The sequence below is a fragment of the uncultured Altibacter sp. genome (genome assembly GCF_963972995.1).
GTDB lineage: Bacteria > Bacteroidota > Bacteroidia > Flavobacteriales > Flavobacteriaceae > Altibacter.
The window spans coordinates 37,197-56,721 of record NZ_CAXAXI010000013.1; the positions used below are offsets into that span (position 1 = coordinate 37,197).

A 19,525-nucleotide genomic window follows, 5' to 3' on the forward strand; every position below is an offset into this window, starting at 1 on the left:
TCAAAATTCACCCAAATTTCAAAGGGTTTCTTTGCCAAGTGCACAGTTGTTAGTATCTTGAACGTTCAAGAATGACGAACCTAACATTGAAAGATATGTCTGACAAGAATAAAAGTGATATCCCTGAAGAAAAAGAATCGGCCGCTGCGAAAGAATCCTTAAAAAAGGAAGCTCTCGAAAGTGAGAATGGCATTGGTGAAGCCTTGCAGGAAGAGGTAGAAAAAGTTGCCGAAAAGAAACCGGAAACACCAAAGAAGGAGGCTGAGAGCCAAGAACTTGCTTCGGCCTTGGTAGAAGAAGCTGGGGCTCAAAAAAAGGAAAAAGCTTCAGAAGAAGAAGCTGCGCAATCTTCAGAAAAAGAGGTTACTGAAACTCCTTCGGAAGAAAAAGAAGAGAAATCTGCTACCGAAAAAGTTTCAGAAAAACCCGAAGGTGAGGAAGAGGACCACGCGCAGGAAGATGAGGAAGAAATAAGCTCATCGGACGAGGAGGAAGATGATGAGAACGACGATTCCGAAGCACAGACCGATTACCATTCCCTTACAAAGAAAGAACTTGTCGCAGAATTTGAAAAACTCTTAAAGTCGAAACCCGTTCAGGAGATCAAGAATCAGGCAGAAGAGATCAAGACCGAGTTCAATGCAAAGTTCAATGAAGAACTGGAACAGAAGAAGGAAGCCTTTTTGGAAGAAGGCGGGAATATTATCGATTTTCAATATACCACACCTCTAAAAAAGGAATTCAATTCACTTTACTTTGACTATAAGGAAAAGCGCAACAATTATTACAAGAGCCTAAAGAAAGACCTGCAGGAAAACCTCAATAAACGTTTAGAGCTTATTGAAGAACTTAAAGGATTGCTCAATGCCGAAGAGAACATAAATACTACCTACAAACACTTTAAAGACATACAGGATCGCTGGCACGTAGCAGGTGCCATTCCTCGCGACAAGTATAATATCGTTTGGAATACCTATCACCATCATGTTGAGAATTTTTACGATTTTCTCCATCTCAACCGTGAATTTCGAGACCTGGACTTTAAGCACAATCTCGAGCAAAAGTTAAAATTAATAGGACGTGCAGACGAGCTCGCACAGGAGAAGGACGTCAATAAAGCTTTCAGAGAGTTACAGATGCTCCATAAAATGTGGAAGGAAGATATTGGTCCCGTCGCCAAAGAATATCGCGAGGAAGTATGGGATAAATTTAGTGCTGCTACCAAGGTCATTCACGATAGGAGGCAAGAGCAGCTTGCCGAGATGGAGAAAGAATTTGTGGTCAATTATGAAAAGAAAAAGGAATTGGTGGAAGAGATCGCTTCCATTACAGCCAACACAAAACCAAACCATCAATCTTGGCAAAATGCCATGAAAAAAGTACAAGCGTTACGCGATGCCTATTTTGCCCTCGGAAAGGTCCCTCGTGCTAACAACAAAGAGATCTGGAGCATGTTCAAGGATGCGACACGATCCTTCAATCATGAGAAAAATTCGTTCTATAAGAATCAGAAGAAGGAACAATACAAGAATCTTGAGAAGAAACTTGAATTGATAAAGATCGCAGAAGAACATAAGGACAGTGACGACTTCAATGAGGTGACCCCTCTTATGAAGAAGATCCAAAGTGACTGGAAAAAGATTGGTCACGTACCGCGCAAGGACAGCGATAAAATCTGGAAACAATTTAAGGGTGCCTGCAACCATTATTTTGATCGCTTGCACGCACAAAAGAATCAAGCCAGCAAAGAAGAGAAAGAAAATCTGGAAATCAAACAACAACAACTGGATACTCTCTCAAAATTTGAACTTAGCGATGATCCTAAAGAAGATCTTACGAAGATCAAACAGGCCATTAGCGCTTGGAAAAAGGTGGGGCGTGTACCGTACAACAAAAAGGATATTGATCAGAAATTCAACACCACCTTGGACGGACTGTTCAAAAAACTCGATCTGAGTAAAAAAGAAGCCGATCTCATTAAGTTCGAGAATAAGTTGAATAGCATGGTCTCACAGGAAGACGAGCGAAAACTTCAGAACGAACAATTCTTTATCACCAAAAAGATAAGTGAAACGAAAGATGAGATCAGGCAATTGGAAAATAATTTGGGCTTCTTCCAAGACGCTAAAAGTGATAATCCGTTAGTAAAAGAAGTACGCAAGAACATCGCAAAACATAAAGAACAATTGGAAGTTTGGAAGGAAAAACTTTCCAAGATAAAATCCTTACGTTAGTAGATCATGCCTGTGGTGCCATGTCTTTTGTGCCATAGCAGTGAGGTCGAGCTTCTAGGCACCTATGATACCATTTCGTATTGGAAATGTGACAATTGTAGTACCGTTTTTAAGGACCGCTCTGTTTTTTTAGATGCTGAATCCGAAAAAGGACGGTATCTACTCCATGAGAACGATGTGGAAGATCCCAATTATCAAAATTTTGTTGCCCCTATCGTAAAACGCATAACCGACACGTTCCGTCAAGGAGCATCCGGACTGGATTTTGGTGCAGGAACCGGACCGGTGATCTCCAAATTGCTTTCAGAAAAAGGGTATTCCATGCAGCTTTACGACCCCTTTTTTCATCCTAAAACGACCGTACTTTCAGAAACCTACGATTTTATCGTAAGCTGTGAGGTGATTGAACATTTTCACCGTCCTTTAAAGGAATTTAAAGTATTATATAACCTAATACGCCCCGGCGGAGTCCTTTTTTGTATGACGGAACTTCTTCCGAAGAAACAATCATTCGAAACTTGGTATTACAAGAATGATCCTACGCATGTAGTCTTTTATTCTGAAGAAAATTTGCAGTGGATCCGTTCGCATCTGGGGTTTTCGAGTTTGAAGATCGAGGGACGGCTCAGCTATTTTACAAAATGAAAATTAGGAGTTAGAAAAAAATCCACAAACGCGCCTACCCAACTACGCCAAACTACTTCAACTGCTTCGCTTCTTCCCAGTACACATCCATTTCGGCCAAGGTCATGTCTTTCATTGATTTCCCAATGGATTTCGCTTTGCTTTCAAGATACTGGAAGCGTTTTATAAATTTCTTATTGGTACGTTCCAATGCGTTCTCGGGGTCGACCTTTAGGAAGCGAGCATAGTTAATCATGGAAAATAGTACATCCCCAAATTCCGCTTCGATCTTTGCAGTATTCTCGGCAGCCACTTCCTGTTGTAGTTCTTCCAGTTCTTCTTGTAGTTTTTCAAAAACCTGTTTGGGTTCTTCCCAATCGAAGCCCACCCCGGCTACCTTATCTTGAATGCGATTTGCTTTTACCAAGGCAGGTAATGAATTAGGAACACCTTCGAGTACACTGCTTTTCCCTTCTTTTAACTTTAAATTTTCCCAGTTCTTTTTCACCTCGGCCTCATCGGCTACAGTGATATCACCATAAATATGAGGGTGACGTGAGATGAGTTTTTCACAAATATCATTGGCGACATCGGCAATGTCAAAATCGTTTGTTTCACTTCCAATTTTTGCATAGAAAATAATATGAAGTAGCAGGTCTCCCAGTTCCTTTTTAACTTCTTGAAGATCATTTTCAAGGATGGCATCGCCCAGTTCGTAGGTTTCCTCAATAGTCAGATGCCGCAAAGTAAGCATGGTTTGTTTCTTATCCCACGGACATTGCTCCCTGAGTTCGTCCATGATCGTGAGCAGTCGATCCAATGCAGCCAGTTGATCTTTTCTAGAGTTCATAAAAACAAATGTAATAGAAATGCATTGGCCATGCACTTGTTCCTTTTAAAAAGTACTAACAAAAAAACCTGTCGCTCGAAGAGTAACAGGCCTTTGTTGTAGAGATTGAAACTTTATTTTTTCCTTGCAGACGTATTCTTTGCGGCGCCTCCCTTTTTTGCTGAAGATGCTTTTGGAGCATCTGTCTTTGGCTTCGCAGCTTTGGGTGCCGTCTTTTTCTTTGGCTCTTTCGAAGCTGTTGCTTCAGAAGCCTCCTTCTCCTGTGGTGCATCCGTCTCAGTTTCAGAAAAATCGGTGATCCCGCTCTTATGCAATAAGTTATACCATTGGATTACCTTTTTGATATCACTTGCGTACACGCGATCCTCGTCGTAATCGGGGAGTACTTCGAAGAAATATTCCTCCAATTCATCCTTAGAAGCCTTGTGACTTAGTGCTGCCCCACCGCTCTCCTTCTCTGAAATCTTTTGGAACACTTCTCGCAACGGAACCTCTTCGGTAAGCGTATAGATGGCGATCTCTGAGAGCAAACTAACATTGTGTCGCGTACCTACGGTAATTTTCTTTCCATCGAGCAGTGATTGGGCCACAAAACCATTTCGGGTTTGTGTCTTTAATTGATAAAGACCGGGTTTTCCGGCAATAGATAAGATCTTTTCTAAACTCATAAAATTAGTCCTGTATAATTAACTGTCCTTTAAGTTATTTTAAAAGGAAGGTGCAAATATGCTTGGTTTCGTTTTTATTTCCAAAAGTGTTAACGTTTCTTTTTAGCAAGGGGAAAACGCATTCGGTATTTGGGTTCTATCTTGCCTTTGGAAATGTTCGCCAATTTCCCTTTGATCAAACGTTTTTTAAGAGGGGATAGTTTGTCGGTAAATAAAATTCCTTCAATATGGTCATACTCATGTTGGATGATCCTTGCTACAATTCCTTCATATACCTCGGTATGCTTTTTAAAATCCTCGTCAAAGTATTCCAAGGTGATCTTAGGCTGCCGAAACACATCTTCGTTAATATCAGGAATGCTCAAACATCCTTCATTAAAGGCCCATTCGTCTCCTTCTTCCTGTACGATCTTGGCATTGATGAATACTTTTTTGAAGGTAGAAACAAATTTTTGTTCCTCTTCAGTAAGATCCTCGTCGTCTTCAAAAGGAGTGGCGTCCACGATGAACAAACGAATTGGAACACCTATTTGAGGTGCCGCTAAACCTATGCCTCTCGCACCGTACATGGTGTCGAACATGTTCTCGATAAGCGCATCAAGCTTAGGATATTCCTTGGAGATCTCCTCTCCCCTTTTTCGAAGAACCGGATCTCCGTATGCTACTATGGGTAAAATCATTTTAATAAATTGTTTCTAATGTATTCAATGGAGACATGTACTTTTTGAGCTTTTAAAAATTAGCGATTCAAAGTAAGCAAATAATCCTGTAAAAGTATGGTCGCGCTAATCTCGTCGATCAAAGCTTTATTTTGCCGCTGTTTTTTTTTGAGTCCGCTATCGATCATGGTTTGGAACGCCATTTTGCTTGTAAACCGTTCATCCACTCTTACTACCGGTACTGTTTTAAAGGTTTCTGAAAAAACTTTCAGAAATTTTTGAATCTCTTTCTCGACCTCGCTGTGGCTCCCATCTTTCTGCTTGGGTTCACCTACCAACACCAATTCAACCCCTTCCGAAGCAATGTACTTCTCTAAAAAAGGGATCAACTCGGCAGTAGCAACTGTGGTTAATCCGGAAGCAATTAGTTGTAATGCGTCTGTCACGGCTATGCCCGTGCGTTTCGTTCCAAAATCAATAGCGAGTATGCGTCCCATTATGCTGCAAAAATAAGGGTTTCGATAATAGTATGCTAAATAGTACATACATTTCATTTTGACCTGTATCTTTGTACTACTAACGAACACTTTTCAGGACAACGCGGGGCATCAAAACAGATAACAATCCCGGTTTCTTGAGAACTCTATTCCAATCGTACATGACTACATTACAACATACCATTGAAAAGGCTTGGGACGACCGTTCCTTACTGCAAGATCCGGATACCATTCGTGCCATTCGCGAAGTCGTTCGCCTTTGTGACGAGGGCAGCTTACGCTGTGCTGCACCCACCGAAACAGGTTGGCAAGTTAATGAGTGGGTAAAAAAGGCGGTGGTCCTTTATTTCCCCATTCAGAAAATGGAAACCATGGAGGTCGGGATCTTTGAATATCACGATAAGATCCCATTAAAGAAGGGATATGCCCAAAAAGGGATTCGTGTCGTTCCACATGCAGTGGCAAGACACGGGGCCTATATCTCCAAAGGTGTGATCATGATGCCAAGTTATGTGAACATTGGTGCGTATGTAGATGAAGGAACCATGGTCGATACTTGGGCCACTGTAGGGAGTTGTGCTCAAATTGGAAAAAATGTACATTTGAGTGGTGGTGTAGGGATAGGCGGTGTTCTAGAACCCCTGCAAGCCGCCCCCGTAATCATTGAGGACAATGCGTTTATTGGATCACGATCCATTGTGGTGGAAGGTGTACGGGTAGAGACCGAGGCCGTATTGGGAGCCAACGTCGTGCTTACGGCGTCTACTAAGATCATTGATGTCACCGGTTCCTCTCCTAAAGAAATGAAAGGAATTGTTCCCGCGAGATCGGTCGTTATTCCGGGAAGTTACACCAAACAATTCCCGGCCGGGGAATATCAAGTTTCCTGCGCTTTGATCATTGGGCAGCGAAAAGAAAGTACCAATAAAAAAACGTCATTGAATGATGCACTGCGCGAATACGATGTGGCGGTGTAACTGAAATCTATGAAAATTCTCGTGATACAACATAAAATGATTGGTGATGTGCTTACCACATCGCTTCTTTTTGAACTGTTACGAGAACGATATCCTTCGGCACAATTAGATTATCTTATTAATGCTTCCACGCAAGCTGTCGTAGCGCACCATCCTTTTATAGATAGGGTATGGCTGTTTACTTCTGAAATAGAAACCTCTAAGAAAGCGGCTAACACCTTTCAAAAGGAGATCGTCGCAGAAAAGTACGATGTCGTGATCGACGTGTATGCTAAACTTAGAAGTGCCTTGTTGACAAAAGCCACGAAAGCCCAAAAGCGTATCTCCTATTTTAAATGGTATACACAGCATATGTATACACACACCGTTAAACCTGCTCTCACCTCACACAAAGATGAAGGGCTCGCCATTGAGAATCGGGTGCTTTTGATGGAACCTCTTCTTGGTGCTGTTTCGGAAATACCAAGACCAAAAATCTATCTGCAAACTGCCGAATTGGATGCTGCCAAAAAGGTGCTTCAAGAAAAAAAGATCCCACGAGAGTCTCCTTTATTTATGATAGGGGTCTTAGGTAGCGGCCCCGAAAAAACATATCCGTTGCCTTATATGGCAACACTTCTAGATGCTATTGTCGCAGATACCAACGCGCAACTACTCTTCAATTATATTCCAAAACAACAAGCTAAGGTCGATGACCTCATATCCTTATGTGCTAAAACCACCCGACAGCATATTTACAAAGATGTGTATGGTAACGATCTGCGGGAATTCTTAGCGCTTACGGCGCATTGTGATGCACTTATAGGGAACGAAGGTGGCGCAGTCAATATGGCCAAAGCATTGGATATTCCTACCTTCTCTATTTTTGCTCCTTGGATATTAAAAGAGGCTTGGAACAGTTATGAAGGTGACGGTACACATAGATCGGTACACCTCAAGGATTTTTATCCCGGTCTATTTCAGAAGCATCCTAAAAGGTATAAAAAGCAAAGTGCTCAGCTTTACAAGCAGTTTGCGCCGGACTTCATCATTCCTGAGCTTAAAACATTTTTACATACAATTACCTCTTAACTTTTCCGGATACCAAAAGACGTGTAGACAGACTTTGTTTCTTTGGTCGTTTTCCGAATGGCGGCATTCTTCTTCAGCATCTCCGGTTTTACATAGCCTCTTGCGTGGTCCAAATGCACACAAATAGCCGTATAACGCAACTGTTTTGCTTTTATGCCCAAATTAAAGAGCCGCTCCCCCATCTCACGGTCTTCCCCTCCGTATTGCATGCGTTCGTCGAATCCATTGACCTTTACAATATCCTCTTTCCAACCCGAAGCGTTATGCCCGTTCCAAGTTGCTTCGGTAGGAGTGATCCAGTTGAGAAATTTTTCTTTGGCACCTTGCGCAGTGAGCTTATTGTTCTTAAAGGACGACTTCAATCCATGCTTTTTTAGCCATTCTACATCAAAACATCGCTCGTGCCGAATGTCGTCTTCGGTGATCATTTCTGAAATGTGCATGGGTAGTTTAAAATACCCTCCCGATAAAAAATAACCGAAAGCCCTGTTGAGAAGGTGTTTTTCTACAAAATCCTTACGCGGAATGCAATCACCGTCACTAAACAGCAAATAATCGGTAGTGGAAGCTTTAATGGCCTTATTAAGGATCTTGGTCTTTTGAAAGCCGTTATCTTCATGCCAAACATGCACGATCTTTAACTGAGATTGATTCTGAAAATGATTGATTACTCGTTGGGTTTCTTCCGAAGAACCATCGTCGGCGATGATCAATTCGAAATCGGCTTCGGTTTGGTATTCATATCCCCACAGCACCTTTTCCAGCCATTCCGGTTGGTTATACGTACTTAGGATTACGGAAAGTTTGGGCGTTGCCATTGTGCAAAAATAACTATTTTTGATCGCGAACCACAGCTCATGTCGAAACTTAGTGCCTTAATGATCGTCTACAATGAACGGAAACACCTTCCGAAAGCCATAGATACGGTCTCTTTTGCAGATGAAATTATTGTGGTAGATTCCTACAGCACCGACGGCACCTTTGAGTTTCTTCAAAAGGATGCGCGGGTGCAGGTATTCCAAAAGAAATTTGAGGATTATGCTTCCCAGCGAAACTATGCCCTCTCCTTGGCTTCCTATGAATGGGTCCTGTTCCTTGATGCCGATGAACGCATTCCCGATGCGCTTCGGAAGGAGATCGAACACACACTAGTGCTTCCGCAGCCAAAAGCGGCTTATTACTTTTACCGGCAATTTATGTTCTGTGGAAAACCGCTTCGGTTTAGCGGACTGCAGAGCGATAAGATCTACCGCTTATTTCAGAAGGATAAGGCGACCTACATTCCGTCGAAATTGGTACATGAAAATTTAGAGGTATGTGGCGAAAGTGGTATTCTGAAGCATAAATTGCTCCATTATTTTTACGACAACTACGACACCTATAAGGGTAAGATGATCGCTTACGGTCGTTTGAAAGGAAAAGAATTATTCTTGAAAGGTGAGCGCTATACTGTATTCAAACAATACCTAAAGCCGTTGTACAAATTCCTAAACCATTATGTAATTCGTTTAGGAATCTTAGACGGCAAAAAAGGCTGGATTATAAGCAAGCTGAATGCGTTGAGCGTAATAGAACGTTATAAAGAATTGAAGCGTTTACGGTCTGCGTCGCCAAAATAGATACTTTTGTTTGAGCCGCACTTTTCGGTGGTATTTTTCTTGAAATTTGGACGTAAGGTCCCACATCAATCCGAATATTTTTTCAAAAGGTTCGCCTGTGAGTTTGGCATATTCATCGCTCATTACGGCAACCATTTCCTTCTTTGGTGTAAGGCGGGCAAAATTCTGAATTCGCTCTTCAAAGGAAAGCGGTTTAAAGATCATGCGATTTAGATCTACCAGATAGAATTGGTATTGACCATTCTGTTCAACGATTAACGTATTACCCGGAGAATGATCCTTAAAAAGCACCTGATGTTGGTGTAACTTCCAGGTAAAGGCCGTAAAGGCACGTAAAATAGTTTCATGATCGGGATAATCGGGTTGATGCACCAGTTCTCTGTACGTAAGGTCGTAGTCCAGGTGTTCGCTAACGTAATAGCTATCCTTCAATCCAAGAAGATCGCGGTTCTCGAAATAAGCAATAGGTTGGGGCGTACCAATTCCTTTTTCCAACAAGGTGTTGGCGTAGGTGTAGGAACGTTCGGCTTTGGACTTCCGGAAATAACGATAGGCAATGCGATTAATGAGATTGGGGCGTTTAAACGATTTCACATTGACCGTTAATTCGTCCAAGTTAAAAAGCTTTATCGTGTTCCGTTCTCCGTCGCCGAGGAGGGTGCCTCTCGTTTCAAAATGAGTGATCATTTCGACGATTTCACTGACTTTATGCTGAAAACCGGCACAGATAGTTCCTTTCAAGTTCAATTTACCACCGTATGAAATATCTTTCAATTCATTCAGGTTTTAATCCTTTTGTACAAAAATACATTTATTAATTCGTTTCTATTTTATTCAAAAAAAGATACCTTTAAAAATTATATTTCAACACTTAAATCTGTTCCTATGTCCGTTAAGGAATCTTCTTTTCCAACTTGTTCTCTAGTGACTCCTACTTACAACTGGCCCGAGGCATTGGAACTATTATTATTGAGTGTTAAGAACCAAAGTTATTTACCGAACGAGGTGATTATTGCCGATGATGGCTCCAAAGAAGAGACTACCCGTTTGATACAACATTTTCAAAAGAACTTTCCGGTTCCCTTGCATCATATTTGGCACGAAGATAACAAGAATCGGAAACCAGCCATTATGAACAAAGCCATTGCCAGTGCCAAATATGAATACATTATTGAAATCGATGGCGATATAATTATGCACAAAGAGTTTATAAAAGACCATCTTTCTTTAGCCGAAAAAAATGTCTTCCTATATGGGAGCCGGGTAAATATTCAAGAGGAGTATCTGGAAACGCTTTTTAAAGAAAAACGAACACACTTTAATTTCTTTTCAAAAGGAATAAAAAAAAGAGGCCGTACATTACATATCCCGTTCTTAGCTAATCGATATCAAAAAGAGAATGAACGTTCTTCTAAATTAAGAGGCTGCAACATGTCGTTTTGGCGTGATGATTTTGTTAAGGTAAATGGATTTAACGAAGATCTCACAGGTTGGGGACTTGATGACAGTGAAATGATTCAACGTCTTATCAATATTGGAGTACAAGGCAAACGCCTTAAGTACAAAGGGATCGTGTATCATATCTATCACAAAGAACAAGATAAGAACCATATCCACCTTAATGATGTGATTGAAAAAGAGACCACTGAAAAAAAATTAACTTATGTTAAAAAAGGTGTGGATCAATATCTTTAGGAAAGTACCCCTTCATAGATCTTTAACGTAGTTGCGGCCGTTTTTGCTGCTTCAAAATGTGCTAGAAATTTTTGATACGACCGTTCTGCAAACTGTGCCTGCAATTCCTTGTGTTCCAAGAGATCTCTTAGTTTCGTTGCCAGATGTTCATGATCCTTGATGGCAACCAAAAACCCATTGTCACCATCGGCGATCACTTCGGGGATGCCCCCTGCGCGCGTGCTCACTACAGGTACTTTTTTGTAAAATGCCTCGTAGATAGTCAACGGCAATCCTTCACGCTGTGAGCTCATCACATACACGGTGAACTGAGGTAGAAAATCGGTGGCATTCTTTTGAAAGCCCGCCCATGTAATATACGATGAAATACCAAGTTCTGCTGTTAGTTGTTCCAACTCGGGTGTCGATCGGCTGCCCTCCCCTATTTGGACCAAATGAAAGCTTGTATAGTGTAATTCATGCACCATGTGATGGATCGCCCGGAGCAATACCGGAAGGTCTTTGGCATTTACATGATTGGCAATGTTACCAATGAGCGGTGTGCCTTGGGGGACATTAAAGAGTTCGGTAAGTTTTTCGAATCGTTTTGGAGTGAGTCTGTTGGTGTTGATCCCGTCGTAGACTACCATTAATTTATGTACATTCTTAGGCTTCATCACCAACTGCTCCATGGATGTTTTTACCGCTTCGGAAACGCAGATTATGGCTTTAATATTCTTGTAGTTGTACTTGAAAATACTGAGTCGGCTCATACTGTTTCCCATTCCTTTTTTTGAAAAGACGGCCGGTGTTCTCAATCGATGTAGCAGGTCGGATATGGTAAAGATAGTTACAGAGTCACTGGTATGCAAATGGATCACATCGGGAGCGTACTCTTTTACTACTTCTTTCAGATACCTGTAATTGGATCGCTTGTTGAGCTTGTGATCCTTACACGGTATAAAGGCTATGGAGGTTGTCTTGATATAGTTGTGTAGGGGAGCATCGGCAACCCCAAAGATCGTATTCTCGATATCCAGTTTTTCCAGTTCCGGTATGAGATCGACCAACTGCTGTTCGTTACCACCCCAACTTCGGGCTCCGGAAATGTGTAGTATTTTCATAGGAATTTGCTGCCGTTGAAGTCACAAATATATAGTAATTTTGAGCTTTAACAGAAAACTTCATGAAGGTATTGATTGTAGACCGTTCGGGAAAAATTCCAGCTACGACCTATGGCGGAACGGAACGTGTGATCTGGGGTTTGGGAAAAGCCTTGCATGCCTTGGGACATGAAGTTACGTTTTTGGTTCCTGGTGGAACCGGTGGTACATTTGCACGAGTCCTTCCGTTAGATGTCACAAAGGACCTTAACGAACAGATCCCGGACGATATTGATGTGGTGCACATGAACTATAGACCCGACCGTCCCTTACAAAAGCCATACCTCATCACCATGCACGGGAATCCCGCGCTTGGAGAAATAATAGACCCTAATACGGTCTTCATATCCAAGAATCAGGCGCAGCGCTACGGATCTGAAGTGTTTGTGCATAACGGATTGGACTGGAGTGAATATCCTGAGCCGGTCCTAGATCATGAGCGTAGATACCTTCATTTCTTAGGAAAGGTTTCTTGGAAGGTAAAAAACGTGTTCGGGGCTGCGAACATTGCCGTTAGATCTAACATTCCCATACATATAATGGGAGGTGACCGATGGACCTTTCGTAATGTACATCGAGGCTTTCGTTACCTTGTTCATCCTAAGATCCGTTTTAGAGGGTGGGTGCATGATCGCGAGAAAATAGAGATCATGTCCCGATCCAAAGCCTTGGTGTTTCCGGTAGAATGGCATGAACCTTTTGGGCTTGCCATTATAGAAAGTTTGTATGCCGGTTGTGCCGTTTTTGGATCCGCCAATGGGTCCTTACCGGAATTGATCATTCCCGAAGTAGGGTTGGTTTCATATGCTTCGGAAGAACTTGTAACAGCTATTCGTGACTTTCAATACAATCCGGAACATTGCCATGCGTATGCTGTTTCAAAGTTTAATTCCGAAGTGATGACAAAAAAGTACCTCGTTCTATACGAGCGCATACTGCAAGACATCCCGTTACACGAGACCGCACCTCAATACCTTTCAGAAAAAAATAGAATTCAAAAAATGTACTAATGGAACAAGAGATAACCAATTGCTTGGAAGTTTTAAAGAAAGGGGGAATCATTCTGTACCCTACGGACACGGTTTGGGGCATTGGCTGTGACGCAACACAACCTGCCGCTGTGCAAAAGATATTTCAACTTAAAAAACGGGAAGAGCGCAAATCCATGATCTGTTTGGTGAACGATTTTCGCATGTTGGAACAGTATGTAGAGCGCATTCCGGAAGTAGCTTACGATATCCTGAAGTTCGCCAATAAGCCCACCACTATTATTTATGACGACCCTATTCGCGTGGCAGAAAATTTAATAGCTGAAGATAACTCGCTCGCCATACGCGTAGTCAAAGACTCGTTTTGTAACGGCTTGATCCGCAGGTTGCGCCGACCTTTGGTATCGACTTCGGCTAATATGAGCGGGGAACCCACCCCAATGCATTTTCAAGAAATGAGCCCTCAAATTTTGGAGGGCGTGGACTATGTCGTAAATTTGCATCGCGATAGAAAATCCGTTTCGCCCTCGTCGATCATCAAGCTAAAAAAGGATGGTACCGTGCACGTAATTAGACCTTAAGAATGCATCCAAATCCTACGTATAGAACCGCATTAGACCACCCCATCTTTCCTTTGATCTCACAAGCTGCCAGTAATTTGAAAATGGATAGCTATGTGATAGGAGGCTATGTAAGGGATTTTCTTCTGAACCGCGGAGATGCGAAGGATATTGATATCGTTGCTGTAGGCAGCGGCATTGCTTTGGCGAAAGAAGTTGCCAGATTGTTGCCCGGCAAGCCGAAGGTTTCCATATTTAAGACCTACGGCACTGCCATGCTGAAGGTTGGAGCGATAGAACTGGAATTTGTGGGGGCTCGAAAAGAATCGTATACCGAAGACAGCCGCAATCCGGCCGTAGAGAACGGTACCCTGGAAGACGATCAGAACCGCAGGGATTTTACGATCAATGCATTGGCACTAAGCCTTCAAAAGGATACATACGGAGTGCTTTTAGATCCTTTTAACGGACGAGAGGATCTTGAGAAGAAAGTAATTAGAACACCACTCGACCCTGAAATCACGTACAGTGATGATCCACTACGTATGTTGCGTGCCATTCGGTTTGCAACACAATTGGATTTTACCATTGAAAAAGCATCCTTGGATGCCATTACCAAAAATTCAGATCGCATAAAAATCATATCGGAAGAACGAATCGTAGACGAGATCCATAAGATCCTGCTCGCAGATCAGCCTTCTAAGGGATTTACCCTTTTGCACAAAACAGGATTGTTACCATACATTTTTCCGGAGCTGGTAGCACTGGAAGGCATCGAAGAAAAAGAAGGTCAACGCCATAAAGATAATTTTTGGCATACCTTGGAAGTTGTCGATAACATCTCGAAGACCACCGACGACCTATGGCTTCGCTGGGCCGCCTTACTTCACGACATAGGGAAAGCTCCAACCAAGCGATTCGATAAAAAGATAGGTTGGACCTTTCACGCGCATGAATTCGTGGGCGCCAAAATGGTGTATAAATTGTTCAAACGGTTGAAAATGCCTCTGAACGATAAGATGAAATTTGTTCAAAAGATGGTCCTTATGAGTTCTCGTCCTATTGTGTTGGCCAGCGATGTAACCGACAGCGCGGTACGTCGCCTAATTTTTGATGCCGGGGATCATGTAGAAGATCTTATGACCCTCTGCGAAGCAGATATCACCACAAAGAATCCCAAGAAATTCAACAAGTACCAAAATAATTTTAAATTAGTACGCGATAAGATCGAGGAAGTAGAAGCGCGCGATCACATTCGGAATTTCCAACCCCCTGTGAGTGGTGAAGAAATCATGGAAACCTTCGGTCTTAAACCCTCCCGTGAGATCGGGATCATTAAAGATGCTATTAAAGAGGCCATACTCGAAGGAGAAATCCCTAATGAATATGCCGCTGCCCGAGACTATATGCTGAAAAAAGGCGCTGAACTTAACTTAACACCTGTAAAATAATGTACCGTAAATGGGTTAAAATTTCACTCATCTTAGTCTATTTGGTAATCATTGCAGGAGCCATGGTGCGCATGACGGGCTCCGGAATGGGCTGCCCGGATTGGCCTAAATGTTTTGGGTATTACATCCCTCCTACCGATGCTTCAGAATTGGAGTGGCAACCTAACCGAAGTTTTAAAGAAGGACAGGTCATTATTCGCAATGATAGTTTAAAGGTCGCGGTTGAAGATTTTACAACTTCGGCAACCTATAACCCTGCTTCTTGGAAGGCATATACGAAACACGACTACGCCATCTTCAATGTATGGCATACGTGGATCGAATATATCAACAGATTATTTGGAGCGCTCTCCGGTCTCGCGATCTTGATCATGGCCGTAATTTCCTTCAGAAAGTGGAAACAGAAAAAACGCATTCCCGTGCTGTCTTGGCTAGCCGTCTTTTTATTGGGTTTTCAAGCCTGGCTAGGGGCCACAGTGGTATATTCGGTATTGGCTCCTGCCAAGATCACTGTTCACATGGTCATGGCGCTCGTGATCGTTGCGCTGCTGTTGTACTTGCTGTACATTGCCAAGAAAAAGCATAAAAACTACAATGTCTCATTCGGGTATCGCTACGTGGTCCTCTTCGCTTTTATTTTCACTTTTGCACAGATCGTTTTGGGCACTCAAGTACGGCAATTTGTGGATGAACAGGTCGCATTAGTAGGGTATGAAGCAAAATCGCAATGGCTTACGAATCCCGATCTTACATTTTACTTTCACCGCAGTTTTTCAATACTTATTGTGCTGGTGCATTTGGTGATTTGGTATTATAACAGGGTTTTAGACTACGGCTTAAAGCGAACCACTTTATTGTTATTTCTAGTGGTCGCAGAGGCTATTACAGGAATCTCTATGTATTATTTCGATTTTCCTATACTGTCTCAACCCATACATCTGGTTTTGGCTGCGGTACTATTCGGCATTCAATTTTACATGGTTTTACAGGTCTTTCAGCAAAGGAATGAGTGGAAAAGTTCGTAACTTTGCCCTTTAATTTTTCAGTATCATGATCTATCGTTTCAGAGTAATTCTAGACACCCATGAAGATGTTTTTCGAGACATTGAAATTGAAGCAAGTGACACTCTTGAAGATTTTCACAATGCAATTACCCAGGCGTTCGGTTTTGGGGGTCAGGAAATGGCTTCCTTCTATACCAGTAACGATGCTTGGGAGCAAAATGAGGAAATCGCTTTATTCGATATGAGTGAAGAACCCGGTGCATTGCGTGTTATGAATGAAACACTTATTGAGGATGTTGTTTCTGAAGAGGAAACCAAAATGATCTATATCTACGACTTTTTGTCCATGTGGACCTTCTTAGTGGAATTAGCAGCGATCGCGGAAGCAGAAGCAGGAATGATCTATCCCAATCTAATGTTTGCACACGGTGAGATCCCTGAAGAAGCTCCGGAAGCTGAGTTTTTGGCAGAAGGAGACGAGGACGATGACTTCGACGAAGAATACGATCTTGACCCTGAAGATTATGACAACCTTGATTTTGACGAGAATTGGAACTAAATAATTCCCGTCATTTTTCACGCACTAAATATTTAAAACCCGATTCCAACGAATGATAAATCTATATTCGGCGCATATTGCGTCACTTTCCATACATCGCGTAGGCAATAAGAGCAAAAACGAACCCATATTACTTTCTTCGGAGCCATATAAAACTAACGATGAGTTGACCCCGCTCTTAAAGGAATTTTTTCTGAAACCGTTTCGTGACAAGGAAGAGAATTACTATCAATTTACGCATGAAACCGATCTCGAATTTCATGAATTATTCACCATTGCTTCCGAAGTATTTGGGCAACCGGAAAGCATTCATGAGCAGACCAAGAAGATCACCAAACACCTGTACGACCAATCCACACATCCACATATTAAGAGTGGCGAAGTGTATGTCGCATACTTTGAGAACCTTCAGATTGATAATGAAAAAGTAGACGGAATCGGCATTTTCAAATCGGAGATCAAACAAGATTTCCTTCAGTTTTCAGAAAAAGAGAATCAGTTGGAAGCCAACCTGCAGCAGGGGGTGAATCTCAATAAGCTCGATAAGGGCTGTTTGATCTTCAACGTAAAGAAGGACGAGGGTTACAAAGTACTATCGGTAGACAGCAATCGTTACGATGCACGCTACTGGCTGGAAAGTTTTTTGGGTGTTGATGCTTTTGAAGATGAGAATTTCTTGACGAAGAAATATTTGAAATTTTGTCAGGATTTCGCTAAAGATGTTGTTTTCCCTGCCGAAGATAAAAGGGAAGAGGTGATGTTCATGAACCGTGCAGTCAATCATTTTGCAAAGAACGACACTTTTGAAGAATCTGCCTTTGTCAATGAAGTGATAGACAACCCGGACCTCATTCCTGAATTCAATCATTACAAGTCGGAACGTGCTCCCAAATACAGCATCGAAGACCTCACCACCTTTCCTATTGCCAATACAGCGGTCACGGCTGCTCGAAAGAAAATCAAGAATGTGATCAATCTCGATACGAATATTCAAATTAAATTAGATTTTATCAACGCCGAAAGTGCCGAGAAATTCGTTGAAAAAGGTTGGGATGAGGAAAAGCAGATGTATTACTATCTTGTATATTTCAACCAAGAGCAAAAAAGCTAATTTGTAACAAAACTTAGAGACAATCGTCAGATAGATAACTAATCAAACACGCAAGCTTGTGGAAAGCATTCTCACCATTAACAATCTAACCAAACGTTTTGGACCCATTACGGCAGTAGACGATCTAACATTCACCATAGAGAAAGGCAATGTCTACGGAATCTTAGGTCCCAATGGAAGTGGGAAAAGTACCACCTTGGGAATTGTACTCAATGTAGTGAATAAGACCAGCGGAACGTTTCATTGGTTCGATGGAAAAGGCACCACACACGAAGCTTTAAAGAAGGTGGGCGCAATTATTGAGCGACCCAATTTTTATCCTTATATGACAGCCGTTCAGAATTTGGAACTGGTATGTAAGATTAAAGAGGTCGATGCATCAAAGGTGGAAGAAAAATTGGAAATCGTAGGTTTACTGGAGCGAAAGAACAGCAAATTCAGTACTTTTTCTTTGGGAATGAAACAGCGTTTGGCGATCGCTTCGGCATTGCTCAACGACCCTGAGATCCTTATTTTGGACGAACCCACCAACGGCTTGGATCCGCAGGGGATTCATCAAATTAGGGAGATCATCAAGCGCATTGCTTCAGAAGGTACAACCATTTTATTGGCTTCCCATTTACTAGATGAAGTAGAAAAGGTATGTACGCATGTGGTGATCCTTCGAAAAGGAAAAAGTCTCTATGTAGGAAGTGTTGATTCTATGAATGCCAGTCACGGTTTCTTTACGTTGCAAAGTGCAGATATGGCGGCATTACAAACTACGCTCGAAGGAAATTCCAATTTTGGAACGCTGAAGCGTGAAGGTGAATTATTGATCGCTTATTTGAATGTCCCTATGGACAGTGCCGAACTCAATCGCTTCTTGTTTGACAAAGGCATTGTGGTTTCCCACTTAGTAAAGCGCAAGGAAAGCCTTGAAGAACAATTCCTTGAACTTACCAAAAACCAAAACTAACAACATGCTACGACTGCTCAACATAGAACTTCAAAAATTAAGATACAACCGTGCGGCCAAGGTGATATCCATTGTGTATTTTGTTTTGATCACCTTTATCGCTTTGATCGCTTCCATAGAATTTAATTTTGGAAGTTTTAATTTTAGGGTGGCCGATCAAGGGATCTTCAATTTCCCTTTTATATGGCATTTTAACTCGTACATGGGTGCTTTGCTGAAGATATTCTTAGCCATAGTTATTGTTTCTATGATGTCCAATGAGTACAGCTACAGAACCCTAAAACAAAACCTAATAGACGGTTTGAGCAAGAGGGAGTTTGTGATCTCTAAATTTCTAACGGTGCTATTGTTTGCCGTCATTTCTACGATATTTCTTTTTATAGTATCCTTTATATTGGGGATGAGCTTTTCAGATTACAAGGAGATAGGGATCATTTTTAGTGACTTTGAATACATCTTGGCATATTTTATAAAGCTGGTAGCCTTCTTTTCTTTCTGCCTATTTCTAGGTGTATTGGTAAAACGTTCGGCTTTTGCCTTAGGGTTCCTAATTATCTGGTATATTATTGAAAAGATCCTTTACGGCGTATTGGAATGGAGGTTGTTTCGAGACAGCGATGTAGCAGAAACGGTCATGCAGTTCTTTCCCTTGGAAGCGATGTCAAATCTTATCATTGAACCGTTTTCGCGATTGGGGGCCGTGCAATCTGCCGCGAGTCAGTTAGGAGATGCCTTTACCAAAAGTTATGATGTTTCACCCATTGCTATTGGCATCGCATTGGTATGGACTTTTTTATTTATTTACTGGTCCTTCCTTATCTTAAAAGGAAGAGATCTGTAATAGTAGTGATCTTTTC

20 protein-coding genes and 1 pseudogene are annotated in these 19,525 nt (G+C 41.9%); 14 read left to right on the plus strand and 7 right to left on the minus strand.

The annotated features are described in order from the left end of the window. Window positions 1-71 precede the first annotated feature (71 nt). Entirely contained in the window at window positions 72-2,234 is a 2,163-nt protein-coding gene (locus AACZ11_RS07320; RefSeq protein ID WP_290624881.1) for a DUF349 domain-containing protein, read from the plus strand. Between the two features lie 6 nt (window positions 2,235-2,240). Further along, the gene (locus AACZ11_RS07325) at window positions 2,241-2,879 is read left to right on the plus strand and encodes a class I SAM-dependent methyltransferase (protein ID WP_290624882.1); all 639 of its coding nucleotides are present in this window, start codon (window positions 2,241-2,243) and stop codon (window positions 2,877-2,879) included. Window positions 2,880-2,931: 52 nt separating this feature from the next. Here AACZ11_RS07325 and mazG read toward each other — a convergent pair whose 3' ends face one another. The 4 genes and pseudogenes from mazG to ruvX all read right to left on the minus strand — a co-directional run bounded on the left by mazG (window position 2,932) and on the right by ruvX (window position 5,532). Then, the gene (gene mazG, locus AACZ11_RS07330) at window positions 2,932-3,708 is read right to left on the minus strand and encodes a nucleoside triphosphate pyrophosphohydrolase (protein WP_290624883.1); all 777 of its coding nucleotides are present in this window, start codon (window positions 3,706-3,708) and stop codon (window positions 2,932-2,934) included. 281 nt (window positions 3,709-3,989) lie between these two features. Next, window positions 3,990-4,376: pseudogene (locus AACZ11_RS07335) on the minus strand (DUF5606 domain-containing protein); the annotation flags it as partial. 89 nt (window positions 4,377-4,465) lie between these two features. Then, window positions 4,466-5,056, minus strand: a complete 591-nt coding sequence (gene def / locus AACZ11_RS07340) for a peptide deformylase (protein WP_290624884.1) — start codon at window positions 5,054-5,056, stop codon at window positions 4,466-4,468. Window positions 5,057-5,115: 59 nt separating this feature from the next. Beyond that, complete coding sequence (gene ruvX, locus AACZ11_RS07345) at window positions 5,116-5,532, minus strand: Holliday junction resolvase RuvX (protein WP_290624888.1); 417 nt, start codon at window positions 5,530-5,532, stop codon at window positions 5,116-5,118. Between the two features lie 161 nt (window positions 5,533-5,693). On the opposite strand from ruvX, the gene AACZ11_RS07350 reads away from it, so the two are divergent. Together AACZ11_RS07350 and AACZ11_RS07355 are read left to right on the plus strand one after the other, a co-directional pair. Next, complete coding sequence (locus AACZ11_RS07350; RefSeq protein WP_290624885.1) at window positions 5,694-6,509, plus strand: 2,3,4,5-tetrahydropyridine-2,6-dicarboxylate N-succinyltransferase; 816 nt, start codon at window positions 5,694-5,696, stop codon at window positions 6,507-6,509. Between the two features lie 9 nt (window positions 6,510-6,518). Continuing rightward, entirely contained in the window at window positions 6,519-7,580 is a 1,062-nt protein-coding gene (locus tag AACZ11_RS07355) for a glycosyltransferase family 9 protein (protein ID WP_339831993.1), read from the plus strand. Here AACZ11_RS07355 and AACZ11_RS07360 read toward each other — a convergent pair. Next, window positions 7,577-8,398, minus strand: a complete 822-nt coding sequence (locus AACZ11_RS07360; RefSeq protein ID WP_339831995.1) for a glycosyltransferase family 2 protein — start codon at window positions 8,396-8,398, stop codon at window positions 7,577-7,579. The two genes, AACZ11_RS07355 and AACZ11_RS07360, sit on opposite strands and share 4 nt — an antisense overlap. A 39-nt stretch (window positions 8,399-8,437) precedes the next feature. Between AACZ11_RS07360 and AACZ11_RS07365 the strand changes: the two genes are divergently transcribed. Beyond that, the gene (locus tag AACZ11_RS07365; protein WP_339831998.1) at window positions 8,438-9,199 is read left to right on the plus strand and encodes a glycosyltransferase family 2 protein; all 762 of its coding nucleotides are present in this window, start codon (window positions 8,438-8,440) and stop codon (window positions 9,197-9,199) included. Here the strand turns inward: AACZ11_RS07365 and AACZ11_RS07370 are convergent. Beyond that, window positions 9,176-9,973, minus strand: coding sequence for a lipopolysaccharide kinase InaA family protein (locus AACZ11_RS07370; protein WP_339832000.1), 798 nt, complete (start codon window positions 9,971-9,973; stop codon window positions 9,176-9,178). The genes AACZ11_RS07365 and AACZ11_RS07370 overlap by 24 nt on opposite strands. A gap of 111 nt (window positions 9,974-10,084) precedes the next feature. Here AACZ11_RS07370 and AACZ11_RS07375 point away from each other — a divergent pair, with 111 nt between their 5' ends. Then, on the plus strand, window positions 10,085-10,894 hold the full coding sequence (locus tag AACZ11_RS07375) for a glycosyltransferase family 2 protein (protein ID WP_290625414.1): 810 nt from the start codon (window positions 10,085-10,087) through the stop codon (window positions 10,892-10,894). On the opposite strand, the gene AACZ11_RS07380 is transcribed toward AACZ11_RS07375, so the two are convergent. Continuing rightward, a complete protein-coding gene (locus tag AACZ11_RS07380) occupies window positions 10,891-11,997 on the minus strand; it encodes a glycosyltransferase (protein ID WP_290625416.1) in 1,107 nt (368 codons plus the stop codon). The genes AACZ11_RS07375 and AACZ11_RS07380 overlap by 4 nt on opposite strands. A 62-nt stretch (window positions 11,998-12,059) precedes the next feature. On the opposite strand from AACZ11_RS07380, the gene AACZ11_RS07385 reads away from it, so the two are divergent. Genes AACZ11_RS07385 through AACZ11_RS07420 form a run of 8 tightly spaced genes read left to right on the plus strand, consistent with a single transcriptional unit; the run spans window position 12,060 to window position 19,509 of the window. After that, complete coding sequence (locus AACZ11_RS07385) at window positions 12,060-13,046, plus strand: glycosyltransferase (RefSeq protein WP_290625418.1); 987 nt, start codon at window positions 12,060-12,062, stop codon at window positions 13,044-13,046. Further along, the gene (locus tag AACZ11_RS07390) at window positions 13,046-13,606 is read left to right on the plus strand and encodes an L-threonylcarbamoyladenylate synthase (RefSeq protein ID WP_290625420.1); all 561 of its coding nucleotides are present in this window, start codon (window positions 13,046-13,048) and stop codon (window positions 13,604-13,606) included. Before AACZ11_RS07385 ends, AACZ11_RS07390 begins: the two co-directional genes overlap by 1 nt. Window positions 13,607-13,608: 2 nt before the next feature. Next, the gene (locus AACZ11_RS07395; RefSeq protein WP_290625422.1) at window positions 13,609-15,036 is read left to right on the plus strand and encodes an HD domain-containing protein; all 1,428 of its coding nucleotides are present in this window, start codon (window positions 13,609-13,611) and stop codon (window positions 15,034-15,036) included. Next, window positions 15,036-16,061, plus strand: coding sequence for a COX15/CtaA family protein (locus AACZ11_RS07400; protein ID WP_290625424.1), 1,026 nt, complete (start codon window positions 15,036-15,038; stop codon window positions 16,059-16,061). Before AACZ11_RS07395 ends, AACZ11_RS07400 begins: the two co-directional genes overlap by 1 nt. A 25-nt stretch (window positions 16,062-16,086) precedes the next feature. Further along, entirely contained in the window at window positions 16,087-16,599 is a 513-nt protein-coding gene (locus AACZ11_RS07405) for a hypothetical protein (RefSeq protein ID WP_290625426.1), read from the plus strand. 52 nt (window positions 16,600-16,651) lie between these two features. After that, entirely contained in the window at window positions 16,652-17,710 is a 1,059-nt protein-coding gene (locus tag AACZ11_RS07410; protein ID WP_290625428.1) for a nucleoid-associated protein, read from the plus strand. Between the two features lie 58 nt (window positions 17,711-17,768). After that, a complete protein-coding gene (locus tag AACZ11_RS07415; RefSeq protein WP_290625430.1) occupies window positions 17,769-18,668 on the plus strand; it encodes an ABC transporter ATP-binding protein in 900 nt (299 codons plus the stop codon). 4 nt (window positions 18,669-18,672) lie between these two features. After that, window positions 18,673-19,509, plus strand: coding sequence for an ABC transporter permease (locus AACZ11_RS07420; protein WP_290625432.1), 837 nt, complete (start codon window positions 18,673-18,675; stop codon window positions 19,507-19,509). Window positions 19,510-19,525 lie beyond the last annotated feature (16 nt).

Coding starts and splice junctions, on each gene's coding strand:
- ruvX (WP_290624888.1), bottom strand. CDS start 5,532: ATGGGACGCATACTCGCTATTGATTTTGGAACGAAACGCACGGGCATA.
- AACZ11_RS07365 (WP_339831998.1), top strand. CDS start 8,438: ATGTCGAAACTTAGTGCCTTAATGATCGTCTACAATGAACGGAAACAC.
- mazG (WP_290624883.1), bottom strand. CDS start 3,708: ATGAACTCTAGAAAAGATCAACTGGCTGCATTGGATCGACTGCTCACG.
- def (WP_290624884.1), bottom strand. CDS start 5,056: ATGATTTTACCCATAGTAGCATACGGAGATCCGGTTCTTCGAAAAAGG.
- AACZ11_RS07420 (WP_290625432.1), top strand. CDS start 18,673: ATGCTACGACTGCTCAACATAGAACTTCAAAAATTAAGATACAACCGT.
- AACZ11_RS07320 (WP_290624881.1), top strand. CDS start 72: ATGACGAACCTAACATTGAAAGATATGTCTGACAAGAATAAAAGTGAT.
- AACZ11_RS07355 (WP_339831993.1), top strand. CDS start 6,519: ATGAAAATTCTCGTGATACAACATAAAATGATTGGTGATGTGCTTACC.
- AACZ11_RS07380 (WP_290625416.1), bottom strand. CDS start 11,997: ATGAAAATACTACACATTTCCGGAGCCCGAAGTTGGGGTGGTAACGAA.
- AACZ11_RS07385 (WP_290625418.1), top strand. CDS start 12,060: ATGAAGGTATTGATTGTAGACCGTTCGGGAAAAATTCCAGCTACGACC.
- AACZ11_RS07410 (WP_290625428.1), top strand. CDS start 16,652: ATGATAAATCTATATTCGGCGCATATTGCGTCACTTTCCATACATCGC.
- AACZ11_RS07325 (WP_290624882.1), top strand. CDS start 2,241: ATGCCTGTGGTGCCATGTCTTTTGTGCCATAGCAGTGAGGTCGAGCTT.
- AACZ11_RS07375 (WP_290625414.1), top strand. CDS start 10,085: ATGTCCGTTAAGGAATCTTCTTTTCCAACTTGTTCTCTAGTGACTCCT.
- AACZ11_RS07405 (WP_290625426.1), top strand. CDS start 16,087: ATGATCTATCGTTTCAGAGTAATTCTAGACACCCATGAAGATGTTTTT.
- AACZ11_RS07350 (WP_290624885.1), top strand. CDS start 5,694: ATGACTACATTACAACATACCATTGAAAAGGCTTGGGACGACCGTTCC.
- AACZ11_RS07360 (WP_339831995.1), bottom strand. CDS start 8,398: ATGGCAACGCCCAAACTTTCCGTAATCCTAAGTACGTATAACCAACCG.
- AACZ11_RS07400 (WP_290625424.1), top strand. CDS start 15,036: ATGTACCGTAAATGGGTTAAAATTTCACTCATCTTAGTCTATTTGGTA.
- AACZ11_RS07390 (WP_290625420.1), top strand. CDS start 13,046: ATGGAACAAGAGATAACCAATTGCTTGGAAGTTTTAAAGAAAGGGGGA.
- AACZ11_RS07395 (WP_290625422.1), top strand. CDS start 13,609: ATGCATCCAAATCCTACGTATAGAACCGCATTAGACCACCCCATCTTT.